We start from the raw sequence: 16773 nt of genomic DNA, 5'->3' as shown, positions 1-16773 counted from the left end.
ACGACGAGCGTCTCCATCAGCGCTCGTCTCGACCTTCGCGCAGCAGAACTTCGGAAGGCGTCTGCTTGCACGAGGCGGTGAGTTTCCGAAGCTCGGCCGCGAGGCCGTCGAAATCAGGCCCAACCTCGCTTGCCAGGACCTGACGCAGGATCTCGCGATGTTCGGCCTCCGCCGAGCGTCCATGTCGGGCGGCGCGAATCTTCAGCTTCGCGATCAGGTCGTCGTCGCGGACATGGAGGTTCCCGGCCATCGGTATGCTCCCAATGATCTCAATGAGCGCAAAGATAGCGCTCCAGGCATGCCCGAACAAGCGGTGCGCTCGGCACATTTTCTCGTGACACTTGCAGGACTATTCAAATGATGGGTGGTCGCCCGGCGATATCGACGGAATCGGAGGCGCGCAGACCACCCGCGTGATTAGATGGAGGCTGAAGTGAGCGGCTGCCTACAGCGATTCGAAGCGAACGGGTGTTAAGCCCTCATGAAGGCGACCGCAGTCGGTGCATGATTTGAGCTCACTCGCAACGTGGCCGCCTAGATGCAGACCGAGCCGTGGCGTCAGATTTATTGGTCTCGCAATACGCTCTTCCTGCGAGGCCGATGTGCTGGATGGCGTCCCTTAGGCAAGGTCTTTGGAAACCTCGCACCTTTGGGCGGCGGAACAAAGAGTTCGGACAAATGAACGCCAAGCGCTTCGGTGATGCGCTCGAGAAGATCAATTGTCGGGTTCTTCAATTGCCGCTCAAGGCTGGCCATGTAGGAGCGGTCAACTCCGGACTCGTAAGCCAATTTCTCTTGCGAAATGCCGCGCTCCACGCGGATCCGACGCAGATTCGAGGCCACAATTGCACGAACTTTCATGCGCCAAAGCGTGCCAGTCGGCTAGGTCGTCAAACCACTGGCTATAATCCCACTATTATAGTCTTCCGTGAAAGCAGCTCGCAACTCGCAGCGCAATCCGCCGCTGGCCGGGAGAACAGCGGTGCAAAAGAACACTTGAGTCCTGCCCCGATTTTTCAATCGCGTGCTCGCTATTTTGCCTGCCAACGCGGACTCTTATCTGAAGGATTGAAAGTCATTGCGATGTACATGCTGCACGTTCCAGCTTAAGCCGTGAATACCGTGTCTTTCGTTGGCTCTGCGGCCCGACACTCGCCAAACGTGCTAAACCGCAACTTGTGCTAACTTTGTGCTAAAGAAGAAAGCGTCGTCAATTCACCTAACGTGATGAGTTGTCGTATTTTTTCCATGTTATGGATTTTAAGTTCCGGACGAGGAGGTCGACGCCCGCGAATTGTAGCGAGCGCTTCGCACTGAACTTCAGCACTCCCCGCCGCCGTGGGCTCAGCGCTGGTGGCCAAGCCCGATGCCGAGCTGGTGCGCCTTGGCCCGAAGCGCCGGCACCGTGCGCTTCATCTGCTTCGAGATCTTGGCGATCGGCGTCCTGGCCTTCGAGTGCGCCTTGAGCGCCTTCAGATCATCCTTCGTGTATTCCCGTCGGCTGACAGGCTTCTTCTTTTTGGAGTTTCGCATAGGATTCCCAATGAATGGACGAAAGAGCGGCCCCGGTCGAAGTGTCTGAGTCTGGCCGAGGCCGCAGCAGCCGACATATCACGCGGGCTGGCAATGACCAACCTACAGCTCGCGTTCCGCAAACGATTCGCAAACGTGGCCTGCAAATTGCCGCATTGACAATGACGGATTCACCGCTGCGTCGAGATAATCCAGGAGATGGACTGCGAGCAGGATCGGCTTGGAGCTGAGGGCGACGAGGCGGGTGGGCTCTCGCAGTGGATATGGATGAGGTCGAGCGGTAGATGAACTGATCAGGTGATGCAATCTTCGGCCGGAAGCCATCATCCGTGCGGCGATCCGATATGACGAACTGCGCGAAGTCCGGCATGGCACCACGTGGGCCGCGCATCTCGACAGCGACGCCGTCGTCACCGACTGGGAAGAGCGCGGACCGGAATGGCGAGGCTTCGCCAGCAGCGCGGCAAGGTGCTGTTTCGCCTCGGACGGTCGCCGCCATTCGCGCGCTGAGCGCGCCGCCGGGTGCACGGCTGGTTGCCGCGACGGACAACAATCGGCAGGGCGAGGTCTATGCCGAGGGGCTGGCGGTCATCGCGCAAGAAGTCGGCTGCGGCTACGAGCGGCTGCGGCCTGCCGCAGAGCACTGGAACGAACAGCTGCATCCGGGCAGCAGGATGAAGAAGGGAGAGGAGGGAAAGGAAAACCCGGCTGCCGCATGCCCGCCGGCCGCGTCAAGGGTGAAGCTTCGCCCGCGTTCCGCGGCCCTTGACCCGGCCGGACGGAGAGGCGGCCGGGGGGGAGGGGTCAGGAAGGGCTGAAGAGGATGGCGACATCGAGAGGATGAGCCGCGCTTCCAGCCCGACGAGGCTTAAAGGAGCCCGCTCATGACCCTCTCTCCGATCCGCAAGGTCTATCAGGGCATCGCCGATCGCCGGCAGATGTTCCGCATGTTCGACCGCCATGCACAGCGTCCGGACCGTTCACTGGACGATGGTGCTCTCTATTGCGGCGAATGGTTCGAGATCGGCCAAGCCGAGCACGACTACATGTTCGAGATCCTGCCACCATTGTGGATACGTGGCGACATGTTCGCGCTGTGCGAATTCCGCACCGGCAGCATCACCAGCGTCTTCTTCGCGCTCACGATCGACGGCCGAACGCGCTATTTCCATGGCTATTGCGATCTCTCCGTCAAGGGCTCGCCCGATCGGATGCGTGCTGCGATCATCGAGCGGGAATCGCGACCCGTGCAAGCGATGACGCGCGAAGAGCGGCTCGAGCACATCTGGTCGAGCACGCATGACCATTATCGCAGCTATGCCGGCGACCGCTGGGCTGAGCATCTGTGCGGCTCGCGCACGGTGCTGTTCTATGACGGGCGTCAGGGCAGCGTGCTGAAGCTGCTCGACCGGCTAACGGACGCGGAGATCGCCGTGAAACTGCCGGTGCATCTGCGCCACCTGCCCGACGCGATCGCGGCGTGAGGGAGGTAGTGATGTTCACATTCCCCATCCCCGCCGTCCGCAGGGTTATCGAACGCGGACAATCCGACGCCGCCGCCAATGGCGGTTTCCGCAATCCCTATTACGGCCAAAAGCCGGGTGAGGGCGAGAAGCCCGGCCTCTGGCTTGTGGGTGACAACGGCGTCTACACCATCTCGAACGGCAAGCTCAGCGACGGCGCTCGCCCGCTTGTGGTCTATTCCGAGGAATGCCATCCGGTCGGCAATCCGGACTGGTTCGATTACAAGCGCCGCCATTTCGGCGGCGATGACGGCATCGAGTTCATCGAGGCTGAGCGGCTCATCCCTCTCATCAATCGTGATTTTCGATACACGCATCTGAGGGTGCAGCTGAGCGAGACAGACATCTCGCTGTCGCTCATCGCGCGCTAGCCCCTCCCATCCCCCTTCCACTGTGACCATCCGCACCCGCCGAGGCAGCTCGGCGGGACGACGGCACGCGCCCTCATCACAAGGAGAAATTCCCATGGCGCAAGACGATCCCTTCACCCTCGATCTCTTCGGCAATACCGCGCTGTCGTCCGGACTCGGCCTCGGCGTCACCGCTTTCGCCGGCGGCCGCACCGTCGAGGCGGATGATGATGACGATCCCGATCCGGCAACGCCGGCCCCGGCCCTGCCGGTCGCAGCGGTCGCCCGTCCTGCAGCATCCGCTCATCGCGCGCGGGGTGCGAATTTCCATCTCGCCGTCAACCGCGCGCTGGCGAAAGGCTGGAAGGATCGCGCCCGCGACAACATCGCGGCGATCCGCCTTGCCGCCGCCGTCGAGGCCGATGAGCGGCCGGCGACGCGCGACGAACAGGAGCAGCTGATCCGCTTCACCGGATTCGGCGCGTCCGAGCTCGCCAGTTTCGTGTTTCGCCGTCCTGGCGAGGACGAGTTTCGTAAGGGCTGGGAGGCGATCGGCGAGGATCTGCAGGATGCTGTCGGCGATCTCGACCATGCCTCGCTTGCGCGATGCACGCAGTATGCGCATTTCACGCCCGAATTCATCGTGCGCGCGATCTGGGCAGGCCTGAGCACCTCGGATGGCGCGGCGGCCGTGTGCTCGAACCCGGCATCGGCACGGGGTTGTTTCCGGCGCTGATGCCAGAGACGCTTCGGGCGGTCTCGCACGTTACCGGCGTGGAGCTCGATCCGGTCACGGCGCGCATCGTGCGTCTGTTGCAGCCGCGGGCGCGGATCATTGCCGGCGATTTCGCGCGCACGGAGCTGCCGGCGAGCTTCGATCTTGCCATCGGCAATCCGCCGTTCTCCGATCGCACGGTGCGTTCCGATCGCGCTTATCGCGCGCTCGGCCTTCGCCTGCACGACTACTTTATCGCGCGGGCGATCGACCTGTTGAAGCCTGGTGCGCTCGCGGCCTTCGTGACCAGTTCGGGCACGATGGACAAGGCGGACGTCTCGGCGCGGGAGCAGATCGCCAAAACCGCCGATTTGATCGCCGCGGTTCGGCTGCCCGAAGGCAGCTTCCGCGCCAGCGCCGGCACCGACGTCGTCGTCGACATCCTCTTTCTCCGGAAGAGGAAGATCGGTGATCCCGAAGGCGATCGGTCTTGGCTCGAAGTCGACGAGGTGCGCCCCGCAACCGAGGATGAGGATGCCATCCGGGTGAACCGCTGGTTCGCGGATCATCCGGAGTATGTGCTCGGCACCCATGCGCTCGCCTCCGGGGCCTTCGGCGAGACCTACACGTGCCAAGCCCGTGTTGGCGAGGACCTGGATGCAGCGCTTGTCGCGGCCATCACTCGCCTTCCGGAGGCGATCTACGACGGCGAGCCCGAAGCGATTGATCCCACCTTGGAGGATGCGGACGATCAGAGCATGCTCGATCTGCCTGCCGATCGACATGTGCGCGAGGGCAGCTATTTCTTTGACAAGGTGAGAGGCCTGATGCAGGTCCTCGACGGCCGGCAGGTCGCCGTGAAGGTGCGCAAGGGTCGCAGCGCCGACGGCGTCCCGGAGAAACACGTCCGGATCATCAGGAAGCTGATCCCGATCCGCGATTCCTTGCGCGAAGTGCTTAAATGCCAGGAGCTCGACCGCCCCTGGAAGGAGGCGCAGGTCAGGCTGCGCATCGCTTGGGGCGCCTTCGTCCGCGACTTCGGCCCGATCAACTTCACCACTGTCTCTTTGCTGGAGGATGAAGAAACCAGCGAGGTGCGCGAGACGCATCGCCGTCCCAACATCCAGCCCTTCCTCGACGATCCCGATTGCTGGCTGGTCGCCTCCATCGAGGACTATGATCTCGATACCAATACGGCGAAGCCCGGCCCGATCTTCACCGAGCGCGTGATCTCGCCGCCGGCGGCGCCGGTGATCACCAGCGCGGCCGACGGGCTCGCGGTCGTTCTCAACGAACGCGGGTCCGTCGACATCGACCATATCGCCGAGCTTCTGCATCGCGACCGCGACGGCGTCGTCGCCGAGCTCGGCAGCGCCATCTTCCGCGATCCGGCCGATGGAACCTGGCAGACGGCAGACGCCTATCTGTCGGGCCAGGTTCGCGACAAGTTGAAAGCCGCGGAAGCGGCAGCCGCGCTCGACCCGTCCTATGAGCGCAACGTCACCGCGCTTCGGGACGTTCAGCCGGCCGATCTGAGCCCGTCCGACATCACAGCGCGCCTCGGCGCGCCCTGGATTCCGGCCGCCGATATCGTCACCTTCGTCAAGGAGACGATGGAGGCCGAGATCAAGATCCATCACATGCCGGAACTCGCCTCCTGGACGGTTGAGGCGCGTCAGCTCGCATGGATGGCGGCGGGCACGTCGGAATGGGGCACGGACCGCCGGCATGCCGGTGAGCTGCTTGCCGATGCGCTCAACAGCCGGGTCCCGCAGATCTTCGACATCATCAAGGATGGCGACAGCGAGCGGCGCGTGCTCAATGTCGTCGACACCGAAGCGGCGAAGTCGAAGCTGCAAAAGATCAAGGACGCCTTCCAGCGCTGGATCTGGTCCGATCCTGATCGCACCGATCGCCTGGCCAGGGTCTACAATGACCGCTTCAACAATATCGCGCCCCGGGCCTTCGATGGCTCGCATTTGAAGCTCCCGGGCGCCTCTGGCGCCTTTATTCTTTATGGGCACCAGAAGCGCGGCATCTGGCGCATCGTCTCGGCCGGATCGACCTATCTCGCCCATGCGGTCGGGGCCGGCAAGACCATGACCATGGCAGCGGCCATCATGGAGCAACGGAGACTCGGCCTGATCGCCAAGGCGATGCTGGTCGTTCCCGGCCACTGCCTGGCGCAGGCCGCGCGCGAGTTCCTGGCGCTCTACCCGGCGGCCCGCATCCTCGTCGCCGACGAGACCAATTTCACCAAGGACAAGCGGCACCGGTTCCTGTCGCGTGCCGCGACCGCGACCTGGGACGCCATCATCATCACCCATACCGCCTTCCGCTTCATCGCCGTGCCGTCGGCCTTCGAGCAGCAGATGATCCAGGACGAGCTGGAGCTCTATGAGACGCTGCTGATCAAGGTCGAAAGCGACGATCGTGTCTCGCGCAAGCGGCTTGAACGGCTGAAGGAGGGCTTGAAGGAGCGGCTGGAGTCGCTGTCGACACGCAAGGACGACCTACTGACCATCTCGGAGATCGGGGTCGACCAGATCATCGTCGACGAGGCGCAGGAGTTCAGGAAGCTCTCCTTCGCCACCAATATGTCGACCCTGAAGGGCGTCGATCCGAACGGCTCGCAGCGCGCCTGGGACCTCTATGTGAAATCGCGCTTCATCGAAACCAAGAACCCGGGCCGGGCGCTGGTGCTGGCCTCCGGCACGCCGATCACCAACACGCTGGGCGAGATGTTCTCGGTCCAGCGCTATCTCGGCTACGAGGCGCTGGCGCAACGCGGCCTGCACGAGTTCGATGCCTGGGCGAGCACATTCGGCGACGTCTCGACCGAGCTCGAGCTTCAGCCTTCGGGCAAATACAAGCCTGTGGCACGCTTCGCGACCTTCGTCAACGTGCCGGAACTGATCGCTATGTTCCGCTCCTTCGCCGACGTGGTGCTGCCGGAAGACTTGCGCCAATATGTGAAGGTGCCGTCGATCTCGACCGGCAGGCGCCAGATTCTGACCTCCAAGACGACATCGGCCTTCAGGCGCTATCAAGCCCTGCTCGACGAGCGCATCAAGGCGATCGAGATGCGCGATCGCCCGCCAGAGCCCGGCGACGACATCCTGCTTTCCGTCATCACCGACGGCCGGCATGCGGCGATTGACCTGCGCCTGGTCGGTGCCGAGAATGACAATGAGCTGGAGAACAAGCTCAACACTCTCATCGCGAACGCCTTCCGGATCTGGAAGGAAACGGCAGAGACCAGTTACGTGCGTCCGGACGGCAAGCCGTTCGAGCTTCCCGGCGCCGCCCAGATGATCTTCTCCGATCTCGGCACGATCAGCGTCGAGAAAACCAGGGGCTTCTCCGCCTATCGCTGGATTCGCGATGAGCTCATCCGCATGGGTGTGCCGGCGTCGGAAATCGCCTTCATGCAGGATTACAAGAAGTCCGAGGCCAAGCAGCGGCTGTTCGGCGACGTGCGCGCCGGCAAGGTCCGATTCCTGATCGGCTCGTCCGATACGATGGGCACCGGCGTCAACGCGCAGTTGCGCCTCAAGGCCCTGCATCATCTCGATGTGCCCTGGCTTCCCTCACAGATCGAGCAGCGTGAGGGCCGCATTGTGCGGCAGGGCAATCAGCACGACGAGGTCGATATCTTCGCCTACGCCACGGAGGGATCGTTGGACGCCACGATGTGGCAGAATAACGAGCGCAAGGCCCGCTTCATCGCGGCCGCGCTCTCCGGTGATACCTCGATCCGAAGGCTCGACGATCTGGGCGAAGGCCAGGCCAACCAGTTTGCCATGGCAAAAGCCATCGCGTCGGGTGACCCGCGCCTGATGCAGAAGGCGGGGCTTGAGGCCGACATCGCGCGGCTGGAGCGTCTGCGCGCCGCCCATATCGATGACCACCACGCCGTGCGCCGGCAGGTGCGCGATGCCGAGCGCGAAATCGAGTTCTCGACCCGGCGCATCGCGGAGATTGGACAGGACATCGAGCGCCTGGTCCCGACGGCGGGCGAGGCGTTCGCGATGAGCGTGAAGGGCCAGCGCTATGCCGAGCGCAAGGACGCCGGCCGCGCGCTGATGAAGGAGATCCTGACGCTGGTCCAGCTTCAGCAGGAAGGTGAGACCGTCATCGCCTCGATCGGCGGCTTCGATCTCGAATATGCCGGCGAGCGCGTCGGGCGCGACAGCTATCGCTACGCCACCATGCTGATGCGCACCGACGCCGAATACGAGATCGATCTGGCGGCCGCGGTCACGCCGCTCGGCGCGGTCTCCCGCCTCGAGCACGCGCTGAATGATTTCGAGGGGGAGCGGGAGCGCTTTCGCCAGCGCCTCGCCGATGCACGCCGACGTCTCGCGGCATACCAGTCGCGCGAAGGCGGCGACTTCGCCTTTGCCGGCGAGCTTGCCGACAAGCGCCGGCAACTCGCCGAGATCGAGAAAGCGCTTGCCTTGGACGTCGAGGGGCCAGGGGAGGCGAGGGCAATCGCCGCTTAGGCGCTCTCGCGCAATTCCTCGATCAGCTCGGAATGCTGGTCGAGCAGCTTCGATAACTCCTTGGTCGGGCCGGTCGGCTCGACCAGGCCCCGCTCGCATTTGTCGAAGGCGTTCTCGCCGACCTTGAGCAGCCCCCGCAGTGCGCAGCTTCTTCATGCACCCGCCTGATTGTGGCGGGGGAGGGAATGCCTTTAGAAAGCATGGCACGAGTGGCGGTCCAGCCGCTCCCCACAATGTGTTTTAGTGAACATTCTCCGCCGAATAGGCATCGAGCGGTTCCCCTTCGATCGACGTGGACGGCGTTCCGTCCACGCCGACAGGCACCTCGCCCCGTAACGTGATCCGATAGAGCTGTCGGTCGAAGTCGAGGCTAAAGATATCGCGCGGCGCGAGGTGGGATGTCGTCCGATTGTCCCAGAAGGCGATGCTGTTGGGATGCCAGCGGAAGCGGACGGTAAATTCCGGGCGCGTGACATGTTCGAACAGCAGTTCGAGAAGATGCTGGCTCTCCCGCGGGCTGATGCCGGAAATTGTCTTCAGGAAGCCTGGGCTGACAAACAGCACCCGCTCACCGGTTTCTGGAATCACCCGAACCAGGGGATGCTCGCTGACGAGCGGCCGTTGCTTGTTCTTCGCGATAAAATCCGCGGTCGCGGTCTGGCCTTCCGGAGGCCGAAACGAATGAACCCCGCGCAGCGTGTCCACAAAAGAGCGAAGCGGTGCCGACAGGGTCTTGTAAGCCTCGGCAAGGTTAGTCCAGATCGTATCGCCGCCATAGGGTGGAACGATCACGCCACGCAGAATGGACGCCGCCGGCGGGTTCACTGCCGCGGTCACGTCCGTATGGAAGCCAGTCCAGGGACGAATAACCTGCTCTCCTTCGGCGCGGGTTTTGAGACGGTCGCGCGAGACGGAGTAGATTTGCGGATATCCCTCGACAAACCCAAAGACAGGGTGGCCAACGGTTGGTTCGCCGAAAGCTCTTGCGAATCCGATATGCTCCTCATGCGAAAGCTGCTGATCCCGAAAGAAGATCACCTTCCATTTCAGCAACGCGGCCTTGAGTTCTTCGAGCACAAGCGGTTGCAGTGGCTCTTTCAGGTTAACACCTTCGATTTCCGCGCCGATGTGGCCGGTGAGCGGATGGATCGCAATAGTGCGCGGGGCCGGCGCCGGGGTATTCGAAGAACGCGAGGTGGTCTTTTGAACAGTTGACGTAGCCATAGTAACTCCTTTGCGAGGTGAGTCGTTTCGATAGCTTTAGAAGGCTGGGGTGACAGAGGGCGGGCTGCGCTTTGCCGGAGCAGCCATGGTCACGGGGCGCAGATCACTGGCTGGCTCTCTCAGTCAGTGGTTTTCGGCTGTTCAAGAGGCGGTGGCCTCACGCCGTCGGCGTTGTTCTGCCAGGCGACGATCGCGTTGAAGCGGCCATCGACATATGGCGCGATGTCGATTTTTTGCTTCAGTGCGCCGGTGGCAAACAAGCCATCGGAGATCCGCTGGAAGACCTGTATGGACTTCGCATCGATCGGGTAATACGCGCCGTGCCCGGTGGCATCGTCGAGCCACTTGCCTTGCTCGAAGGTCAAACCTTCCTGCTTAACGTAGCTGGCGCGTATCCACGCATCAGGGTTTGCGCCCTGCCAGTTGTAAAACGCGACGGCGCGGCGTACGAAATCAGCAATCGCGGTGGCCTTCGCGGGATCATCAAGCAGGGCCTTGCGGGTGAGTATGACGTTGACGCCCCAGTTATGTCCGCGCCCGTCGGCGATGATCGGCGGCTTGCCGACCCGAAAATACTGACCGCCGACTACGATGGCCGCATCCACAGAGCCTGAAGCGAAACTCGGCGCGACTTCAGTTCCGGCGAGCGGCACGCCCTTCACTGATGATGCGCGGAGGTCAAGACCGTTGGCATGAAGGATGCTTGCCAGCACCATGTGGCGCCCAGTACCCGGAGGATAGGCGACAGTCCTCCCTTTGAGGTCGGCCACTGTTTTGATGTTTTTGCCCGGCTGTGCCACCAAGTAATAGTTCTCAGGGCTTCCCGGATTGGCATAAATCGCAATCGCAACGAGTTCCTTGACGCCTGTGCCGACCGCGATGGGCAGCGGCGCCTCGCCGATATAGCCGATATCGACGGCCCCGGAGATCAGAGCTTCCAGAACGGCCGGACCACCATTGAAATTTGCAAATGTGACGGCGTACGGGAGTGCCTTATTGACACCAGACAGCGCCCAGGGCGCGGATGCCTGACTCTGCTGCTCAGCCACGATGAGCTTTGTCCGAGGCGGGACGGCCGCTGCAAGTTGAGCTGCGAGGTCCGCCGACTTGGTGTCCTGCGATAACGCAGGAGCGGTCGCCATGAATCCGGCGAGGCAAACGACACTCGAGAGGATTGCGAGTCCGCGCGATCGCCTCTTCCGCGCGCCTTCCGGTTCAGAAAACGAGTGCATGATACCTCCGTAGGATTGGAAACTCTGTCGCCTGGCTATCAACCGTCCTCGACGCCGAGTTCTGCAAGCAGCCGGCGGCGCAACGCACTGAAGGCGCGATCGTCCCGCTGCCGCGGCGGCGCAATGTCGACCGGCGCATTGAGCGAAATGCGTCCGTCGGTGAGGACAAGGATGCGGTCGGCCAGGAAAATGGCCTCCTCGACATCGTGCGTGACCAGCAACACCGCGGGCGAATGGCGTAGATAGAGATCCCGCAACAGCCCATGCATACGAATCCGCGTCAGCGCGTCCAGGGCACCGAACGGCTCGTCGAGCAGAAGCAATTGCGGCTCGCGCACCATCGCACGCGCCAAGGCAACGCGCTGCGCTTCGCCACCTGACAGGGTACGCGGCCACGCGTCAGCCTTGTGCTCCAAGCCCACCTCGTCAAGGGCGCGAAGCGCCCTTGTCTTGATGGCCGCTGTTTGCGGCAAGCCCATCGTGACGTTGCGCAAGACAGGCAGCCACGGCATCAGCCGGGGCTCCTGAAACACCACGGCACGGCGCCGCGGAACGCGGACGTATCCATCGACCTCATTGTCGAGCGCCCCGAGCACGCGCAAGAAGGTGCTTTTGCCGGAACCACTTCGGCCCAGGAGCGCGACGAACTCGCCGGCGCGCAGTTCGACAGACAAGTCCGTCAGGATGGGCTGGACATCAAAGCTCTTGTTCAGGGCCGAGACGATAACGGCCGCATCGGTCGGGATTGCAAGATCGGCGTGGGGTTCAGGCACCATCGAACGCCCTCCGCCAGGTCAGCAGATGCTTTTCGAGAACGCGAACGAGAGCCAGCGACAACAACCCGAGGACCGCGTAAACGCTTAGTAGCACGAAGATGATGTCGATCCGGAAGTACTCGCGAGCGTCGTTCATCATGCGCCCGAGCCCGAGCGGCGCATTGATGGTCTCCGCGAAAATCAGGGCGAGCCATGCGGCCGTCAGCGCAATGCGCAAGCCGACCAGAAAGCCCGGAAGAGCACCGGGGAGTATCACCGCAGTGATCAGCTCGCGGCGACCCGCACCGAACGTACGCGCGGCTTCCACCAGCGAGGCATCGACGTTTCGGATCGCTCCATAGGTGTTGATATAGATCGCAACCCAGACGCCAAGCGTGATCAGTGTGACCTTCGACTCTTCGCCGATCCCAAACCACGCAATCAGCACGGGCAAGAGCGCAAAATTGGGCACCGCCCGCAGCACCTCCATGTTTGTGTCGACCAGGTTTTCACCCCATCGTGTGAGGCCGGCAATTGTAGCGCTGACGAGTCCCAGGGTTATGCCGAGGGCGAGTCCTTGCAGAACCCGCTCCAGCGACGCCAAAAGGTGCATCTGCAAGTCGTTTGAAGCGAGCAGATCAAACGCCGTCTTCGCCACAGTCAAAGGACCCGGCGTGGTGCGCGGGTCAAAGACGTTCATCGACGACAGCAATTGCCATAGCAGCAACGTCATGGCTGGTCCTGCGAGCCTTTGGAGCCAGCGCGGCGCCCTTGCATCGCGGCCCGCCGCGACCTGTTCCGCCGTCGGATCGATCAGATCAATTCCGTCATGACCACGCGCTGTGTTGGAAGGAGCCGCGCGGTAGGACTCGAGTGAAACGGGAGATGCGGTGAGCGTGTCGATCATTGTATGACGGCCTGCGTTTTCGACGCGCATTCTCGGCCGCGTGCGTTGACGCCGCGGCCAGCCGAGCCTCAGTTCTGGTGCTGGTTCATCCCCTCGTGGGGCAACAGGTGTGCCGCGCTAAGCGCACGCAGGACACGCGTGACCAGTGGCAGTGCGCAGGAAGGTCAAAGGCGTCATCGCATCTTTCTCCATTTCCGGAGTCACCAACGTGTCAGGCGTGAGCGTCAAACGATGGTTACATCGACATAGTGGTCGGCCAGCGTCAACGGCGGAAGAAAAATAAGAATGCGCGCATCAAATCGCGCCGTCGAATAGTCAATTTCGTGCTGGGAACACCTCACAGCGCGGAATGATGAACTCCGTGCCTGAGTGGCCATGTTGGAAAGCCACACGATCAAATGACAATCAGCAGAATTGTCTTGTCCCGCATTGACGTCGACCACACGACGAGTCCTGTGTGCCCATCGTCTCCAGTCGGCGCTGCGCGCACCTCATCTTCCCGCCACCGTCCGATTCTAGATTAGTGCCGGTGGGTGGTTAACAGGGAGCCTCAAATGCGATCAGCGCTTCATATCGTCGCCGCAGCAGCGGCTGTGACGCTTCTCTCGATTCAGCCCATGAAAGCTGAAACGACGACGGCAGATAAAGCGCTCGAAGCCCTCTTCAAGACCGACACGGTCGATACGTCCGTTTTTAGAGCCGACTTTCTGGCCAAGGTTCCCGCCGCAGAGGTGACGCAGAGGATCTCCGACATGAAGCGGGATTATGGCCCACTTATCGGCGTCAGCGCGGCAGGGAATGGCTTCATGCTCCGCTTTGAGCATGTTGAAGTGCCGGCTCGTATCATTCTCGACGCCGAGGAACGCATCATCGGCCTTTGGTTCGGCCCGCTGCAAGGCGACATTGACGCCCTCGTCGCAGCGATCAAGGCGCTGCCCGGCCGTACCTCGCTGCTGATTGCAACGGATGGCAAGCCGGTTGCGTCTTACGAGGCCGATACGCCGCTCGCGGTCGGTTCGGCAGCCAAGCTCGCCATTCTCCTCGCCGTGAAGAACGCAATCGCTGAGAAGCGGTTCACCTGGGATACCGTGGTGGAGCTCGACCCGGGCTGGAAATCCTTGCCAAGCAGCCAATTGAGGGATTGGCCGGACCGAACGCCGCTCACCATTGCCACGCTGGCGAATCTGATGATCTCGATCAGCGATAACACCGCCACTGACGCGCTGATCCGAATTCTCGGGCGCGAATCGGTGGACGCCATCTCGCCCCGGAATGCGCCGTTTCCGACGACGCGCGAGCTCTTCACCCTGAAGACGCAGGAGAACGCGCCGCTTCGGGCGGAATGGCGGACGAGCGACGCCGCCCACCGGCGAGCGATCCTCGACCGCTTGGCCAATACGCCGGTCCCGCCTCTCATCGCGGTAAGCCCGGCGGCCACGCACGAGGTCGAGTGGTTCCTGACAGCTCACGAGCTTTGCGACCTGCTGGACGCGACGGCCGACATGCCGAGCACCAGCATCAACCCGGGCCTCGTCGATCGCGACTATTGGCAGAACGTCGCCTACAAGGGCGGCTCGGAGGTCGGCGTGTACAATGTCTCGAGCCGGCTGACGGACAAGCATGGGCGGGTTCACTGCGTTGTCGCGACCTGGAATGGCGACGGCACGCTCGACAAGAACAGGCTGATCCCGCTCTATCAAGGTCTCGTGCGCGGCCTTGGAACGCAGCACTAGGGAATTTCACCATCAGCTGGCATTTCGGCTAATGCACCGGACGGCTGCCATCAACCGTTCGCTTCGGAGCGCGGTCTGCAATCCATGGTTCGAGCTCGATCGGATCAAGCGCGTGGCAATGGTCCGGTACCGTGCATCCGGACTCGCCGGTCGCGCGAATATTGTGCTGCTGGCAGTGGCGGATCTGCTCGTCCACAGGCAATTTGGGACCGTCACGGAGCAGTTTATCTTTCCAGGTCGGTATGCCTCGCTCCACCGCTTGCCAGTGTCTCTATCGTCGCTTATCGCCGTTTCCTCAGCGATTTCGGTGAAGATCGACGATCCGGATCAACTGGAGGTCTTGAAGTAGGGTTCCGAAGTCAGACGCTGTGAAATCCACCAGATGTTGCCAGCGATGTCGCGGACACCACCTTGGCGGTCTCCGTAAGGCATGTTGGCAACATCCATTATAAGTTCGGCACCACTAGCCACGGCTTGGCGCATGGCGCGGTCGGCATCCTCGACGTAGAGATAGAAGGCCGCGCGGCTCGCGGGAAATTCGGCCTGCGGCTCGCTGATCATCACTGTTGACGTTCCGAAGCCAATTTGGGCGTTCGCGATCTTGCCGTCGGAGCGCAAGCTGCGGCCTCTTTCTTTGCCGCCGAGGGCCCGTTCCAAGAATGCCACGTAGGCCTCGGCTTCGTCGACGAAGATATAGGGTGTGACAATCGAGAAGCCGGCGGGCAAATGCATGAAACGACCTTCTTGCTGACACTCTAGGTTCGGAGCCTTACGGGCGTCCAGATTCGCAGCATCGAAGACATTGCTTTCCGAATGAGGCCAGTCAGTGACAAGCCGCCAACAGTCGGGGAACTCATCGATTATATGTAATTGCTCGAAAGAACAGGCGTCCGCGACCTCTGTGTTTCGCGAGCTGGAATCGTCAGGGTCGGCGCCCGCTAATCCTGTCGGCGTCGCGACCCCGAGCTATCGCCCAAAGTTGGTGACGGCGGGAATCGGAAAGGCGGCATATCGTGGGGGTGCTTGACGCCTCCACTTCTCCACCGAAGGAGCGATATGCCGTGTCCAACGATAACGTCATCCATCTGATTCAGCCAGGAATCTTCGACGATCAACTCACAGAAGTCTTGCGCAATGGGGCGCGTGCCCTGCTTGCCCAGGCGGTCGAGGCCGAGGTCGCGGACTTTCTCGGCCAGCATGCCGATTTGAAGACCCGGGACGGCCACCAGCGCGTCGTCCGCCACGGTCACCTGCCGGAGCGCGAGGTGATGACCGGCATCGGTCCGGTCGCCGTCCGCCAGCCGCGTGTACGCGATCGTGAGGCGGCCGCTGCCGATCCTGGCCGCATCCGGTTCTCGCCGTCGATCTTGCCGCCCTACATGCGCCGCTCGAAGTCGATCGAGACGCTGCTGCCGATCCTATATCTGAAGGGTATTTCGACTGGCGACTTCTCCGAAGCGCTGGCGGCGCTGCTTGGCAAGGATGCTGCCGGGTTGTCGGCATCCGCCATCGGCCGACTGAAGGACGGCTGGCTCGACGAGCACGGCGCGTGGCAGAAGCGCGATCTGTCGGCCAAGCGCTACGTCTACATCTGGGCTGATGGCATCCATCTCGAAGCCCGCCTCGAAGACGAAAAGCAGTGCATCCTCGTGCTGATCGGCGCGACGCCGGAGGGCCGCAAGGAACTGGTCGGCTTCACCGATGGCGCCCGCGAGAGCGCGCACGACTGGCGCGATCTGCTGCTCGACCTGAAGCGGCGCGGGCTCGACGTGCCCCCGCAGCTCGTCATCGCCGATGGCGCACTCGGGTTCTGGAAGGCGGCCGGTGAGGTCTGGCCGAAAACGCGCGAGCAGCGCTGCTGGGTGCACAAGACCGCCAACGTACTTGCCAAGCTGCCGAAGAGCCAGCAGCCGAAGGCCAAACGCGCGTTGCAGGAGATATGGATGGCCGAAACCAAGGCCACAGCCGAGCTGGCGTTCGACGCCTTCATCGAGAGCTACGCGCTGAAATACGAGAAGGCCGCCGACTGCCTGCGCAAGGATCGGGACATGCTACTGGCGTTCTACGACTTCCCGGCCGAGCATTGGAAACACCTGCGCACGACGGATGAGATGGACAAGCGATTTTTTCATTATCGAGAAGACGCTTGCTGGAAATCGCGTGCGTCCATTCTTTTGTTCGGCCGCGCCGCAGGCCATTCTTCCGTCCCGGCCATCAATCTTGCAGCCGCCGCGCGCAGGGGCGGTCAAGGCTGGCCGCACTTGCGGCCACCGCAAGGCTTGGCCTTGACCGGCCC

General features: G+C 62.4%; 14 protein-coding genes and 1 pseudogene. 6 read left to right on the top strand and 9 right to left on the bottom strand.

Going from position 1 to position 16773, the window contains the following annotated elements:
- Nucleotides 1-16: 16 nt before the first annotated feature.
- From IVA82_RS22690 to IVA82_RS22680, 3 genes are all read right to left on the bottom strand, one after another.
- Nucleotides 17-310 (bottom strand): hypothetical protein, encoded by a 294-nt coding sequence (locus tag IVA82_RS22690; RefSeq protein WP_247493541.1) that lies wholly within the window; start codon nt 308-310, stop codon nt 17-19.
- A gap of 254 nt (nt 311-564) precedes the next feature.
- Entirely contained in the window at nt 565-861 is a 297-nt protein-coding gene (locus IVA82_RS22685) for a helix-turn-helix transcriptional regulator (protein WP_247493540.1), read from the bottom strand.
- Nucleotides 862-1344: 483 nt separating this feature from the next.
- Nucleotides 1345-1533, bottom strand: a complete 189-nt coding sequence (locus tag IVA82_RS22680; RefSeq protein ID WP_247493539.1) for a hypothetical protein — start codon at nt 1531-1533, stop codon at nt 1345-1347.
- 322 nt (nt 1534-1855) lie between these two features.
- Between IVA82_RS22680 and IVA82_RS22675 the strand changes: the two genes are divergently transcribed.
- The 4 genes and pseudogenes from IVA82_RS22675 (at nt 1856) to IVA82_RS22660 (ending at nt 8626) form a co-directional block, all read left to right on the top strand.
- Nucleotides 1856-2302 carry a DUF3991 domain-containing protein gene (locus IVA82_RS22675; RefSeq protein ID WP_346659679.1) on the top strand — a complete coding sequence of 149 codons (447 nt, stop codon included), beginning with the start codon at nt 1856-1858 and terminating at the stop codon, nt 2300-2302.
- A 115-nt stretch (nt 2303-2417) separates the two neighbouring features.
- Complete coding sequence (locus tag IVA82_RS22670; RefSeq protein ID WP_247493538.1) at nt 2418-3017, top strand: DUF1419 domain-containing protein; 600 nt, start codon at nt 2418-2420, stop codon at nt 3015-3017.
- Nucleotides 3018-3028: 11 nt separating this feature from the next.
- Entirely contained in the window at nt 3029-3427 is a 399-nt protein-coding gene (locus tag IVA82_RS22665; RefSeq protein ID WP_247493537.1) for a DUF3085 domain-containing protein, read from the top strand.
- 94 nt (nt 3428-3521) lie between these two features.
- A pseudogene (locus tag IVA82_RS22660) lies at nt 3522-8626 on the top strand (helicase-related protein).
- A 240-nt stretch (nt 8627-8866) separates the two neighbouring features.
- Here the strand turns inward: IVA82_RS22660 and IVA82_RS22655 are convergent.
- From IVA82_RS22655 to IVA82_RS22635, 5 genes are all read right to left on the bottom strand, one after another.
- A complete protein-coding gene (locus IVA82_RS22655; protein ID WP_247493536.1) occupies nt 8867-9850 on the bottom strand; it encodes a TauD/TfdA family dioxygenase in 984 nt (327 codons plus the stop codon).
- A gap of 119 nt (nt 9851-9969) precedes the next feature.
- Nucleotides 9970-10899 carry an ABC transporter substrate-binding protein gene (locus IVA82_RS22650; protein ID WP_247493535.1) on the bottom strand — a complete coding sequence of 310 codons (930 nt, stop codon included), beginning with the start codon at nt 10897-10899 and terminating at the stop codon, nt 9970-9972.
- 221 nt (nt 10900-11120) lie between these two features.
- Nucleotides 11121-11858, bottom strand: coding sequence for an ABC transporter ATP-binding protein (locus IVA82_RS22645; RefSeq protein ID WP_247493534.1), 738 nt, complete (start codon nt 11856-11858; stop codon nt 11121-11123).
- Nucleotides 11848-12744 carry an ABC transporter permease gene (locus tag IVA82_RS22640; protein WP_247493533.1) on the bottom strand — a complete coding sequence of 299 codons (897 nt, stop codon included), beginning with the start codon at nt 12742-12744 and terminating at the stop codon, nt 11848-11850. Before IVA82_RS22640 ends, IVA82_RS22645 begins: the two co-directional genes overlap by 11 nt.
- Nucleotides 12745-12968: 224 nt before the next feature.
- On the bottom strand, nt 12969-13187 hold the full coding sequence (locus tag IVA82_RS22635; RefSeq protein ID WP_247493532.1) for a hypothetical protein: 219 nt from the start codon (nt 13185-13187) through the stop codon (nt 12969-12971).
- A 111-nt stretch (nt 13188-13298) separates the two neighbouring features.
- On the opposite strand from IVA82_RS22635, the gene IVA82_RS22630 reads away from it, so the two are divergent.
- Entirely contained in the window at nt 13299-14477 is a 1179-nt protein-coding gene (locus IVA82_RS22630) for a serine hydrolase (protein WP_247493531.1), read from the top strand.
- Nucleotides 14478-14804: 327 nt separating this feature from the next.
- On the opposite strand, the gene IVA82_RS22625 is transcribed toward IVA82_RS22630, so the two are convergent.
- The gene (locus IVA82_RS22625; protein WP_247493530.1) at nt 14805-15209 is read right to left on the bottom strand and encodes a VOC family protein; all 405 of its coding nucleotides are present in this window, start codon (nt 15207-15209) and stop codon (nt 14805-14807) included.
- Between the two features lie 329 nt (nt 15210-15538).
- Between IVA82_RS22625 and IVA82_RS22620 the strand changes: the two genes are divergently transcribed.
- On the top strand, nt 15539-16773 hold a 1235-nt coding region (locus IVA82_RS22620), incomplete at its 3' end, for an IS256 family transposase (RefSeq protein WP_247493529.1).

This window comes from Bradyrhizobium sp. 142 (genome assembly GCF_023074015.1).
Lineage (GTDB): Bacteria > Pseudomonadota > Alphaproteobacteria > Rhizobiales > Xanthobacteraceae > Bradyrhizobium.
Note: the sequence above shows the minus strand (reverse complement) of the source record. Positions and strands in the feature narration are given on the sequence as shown.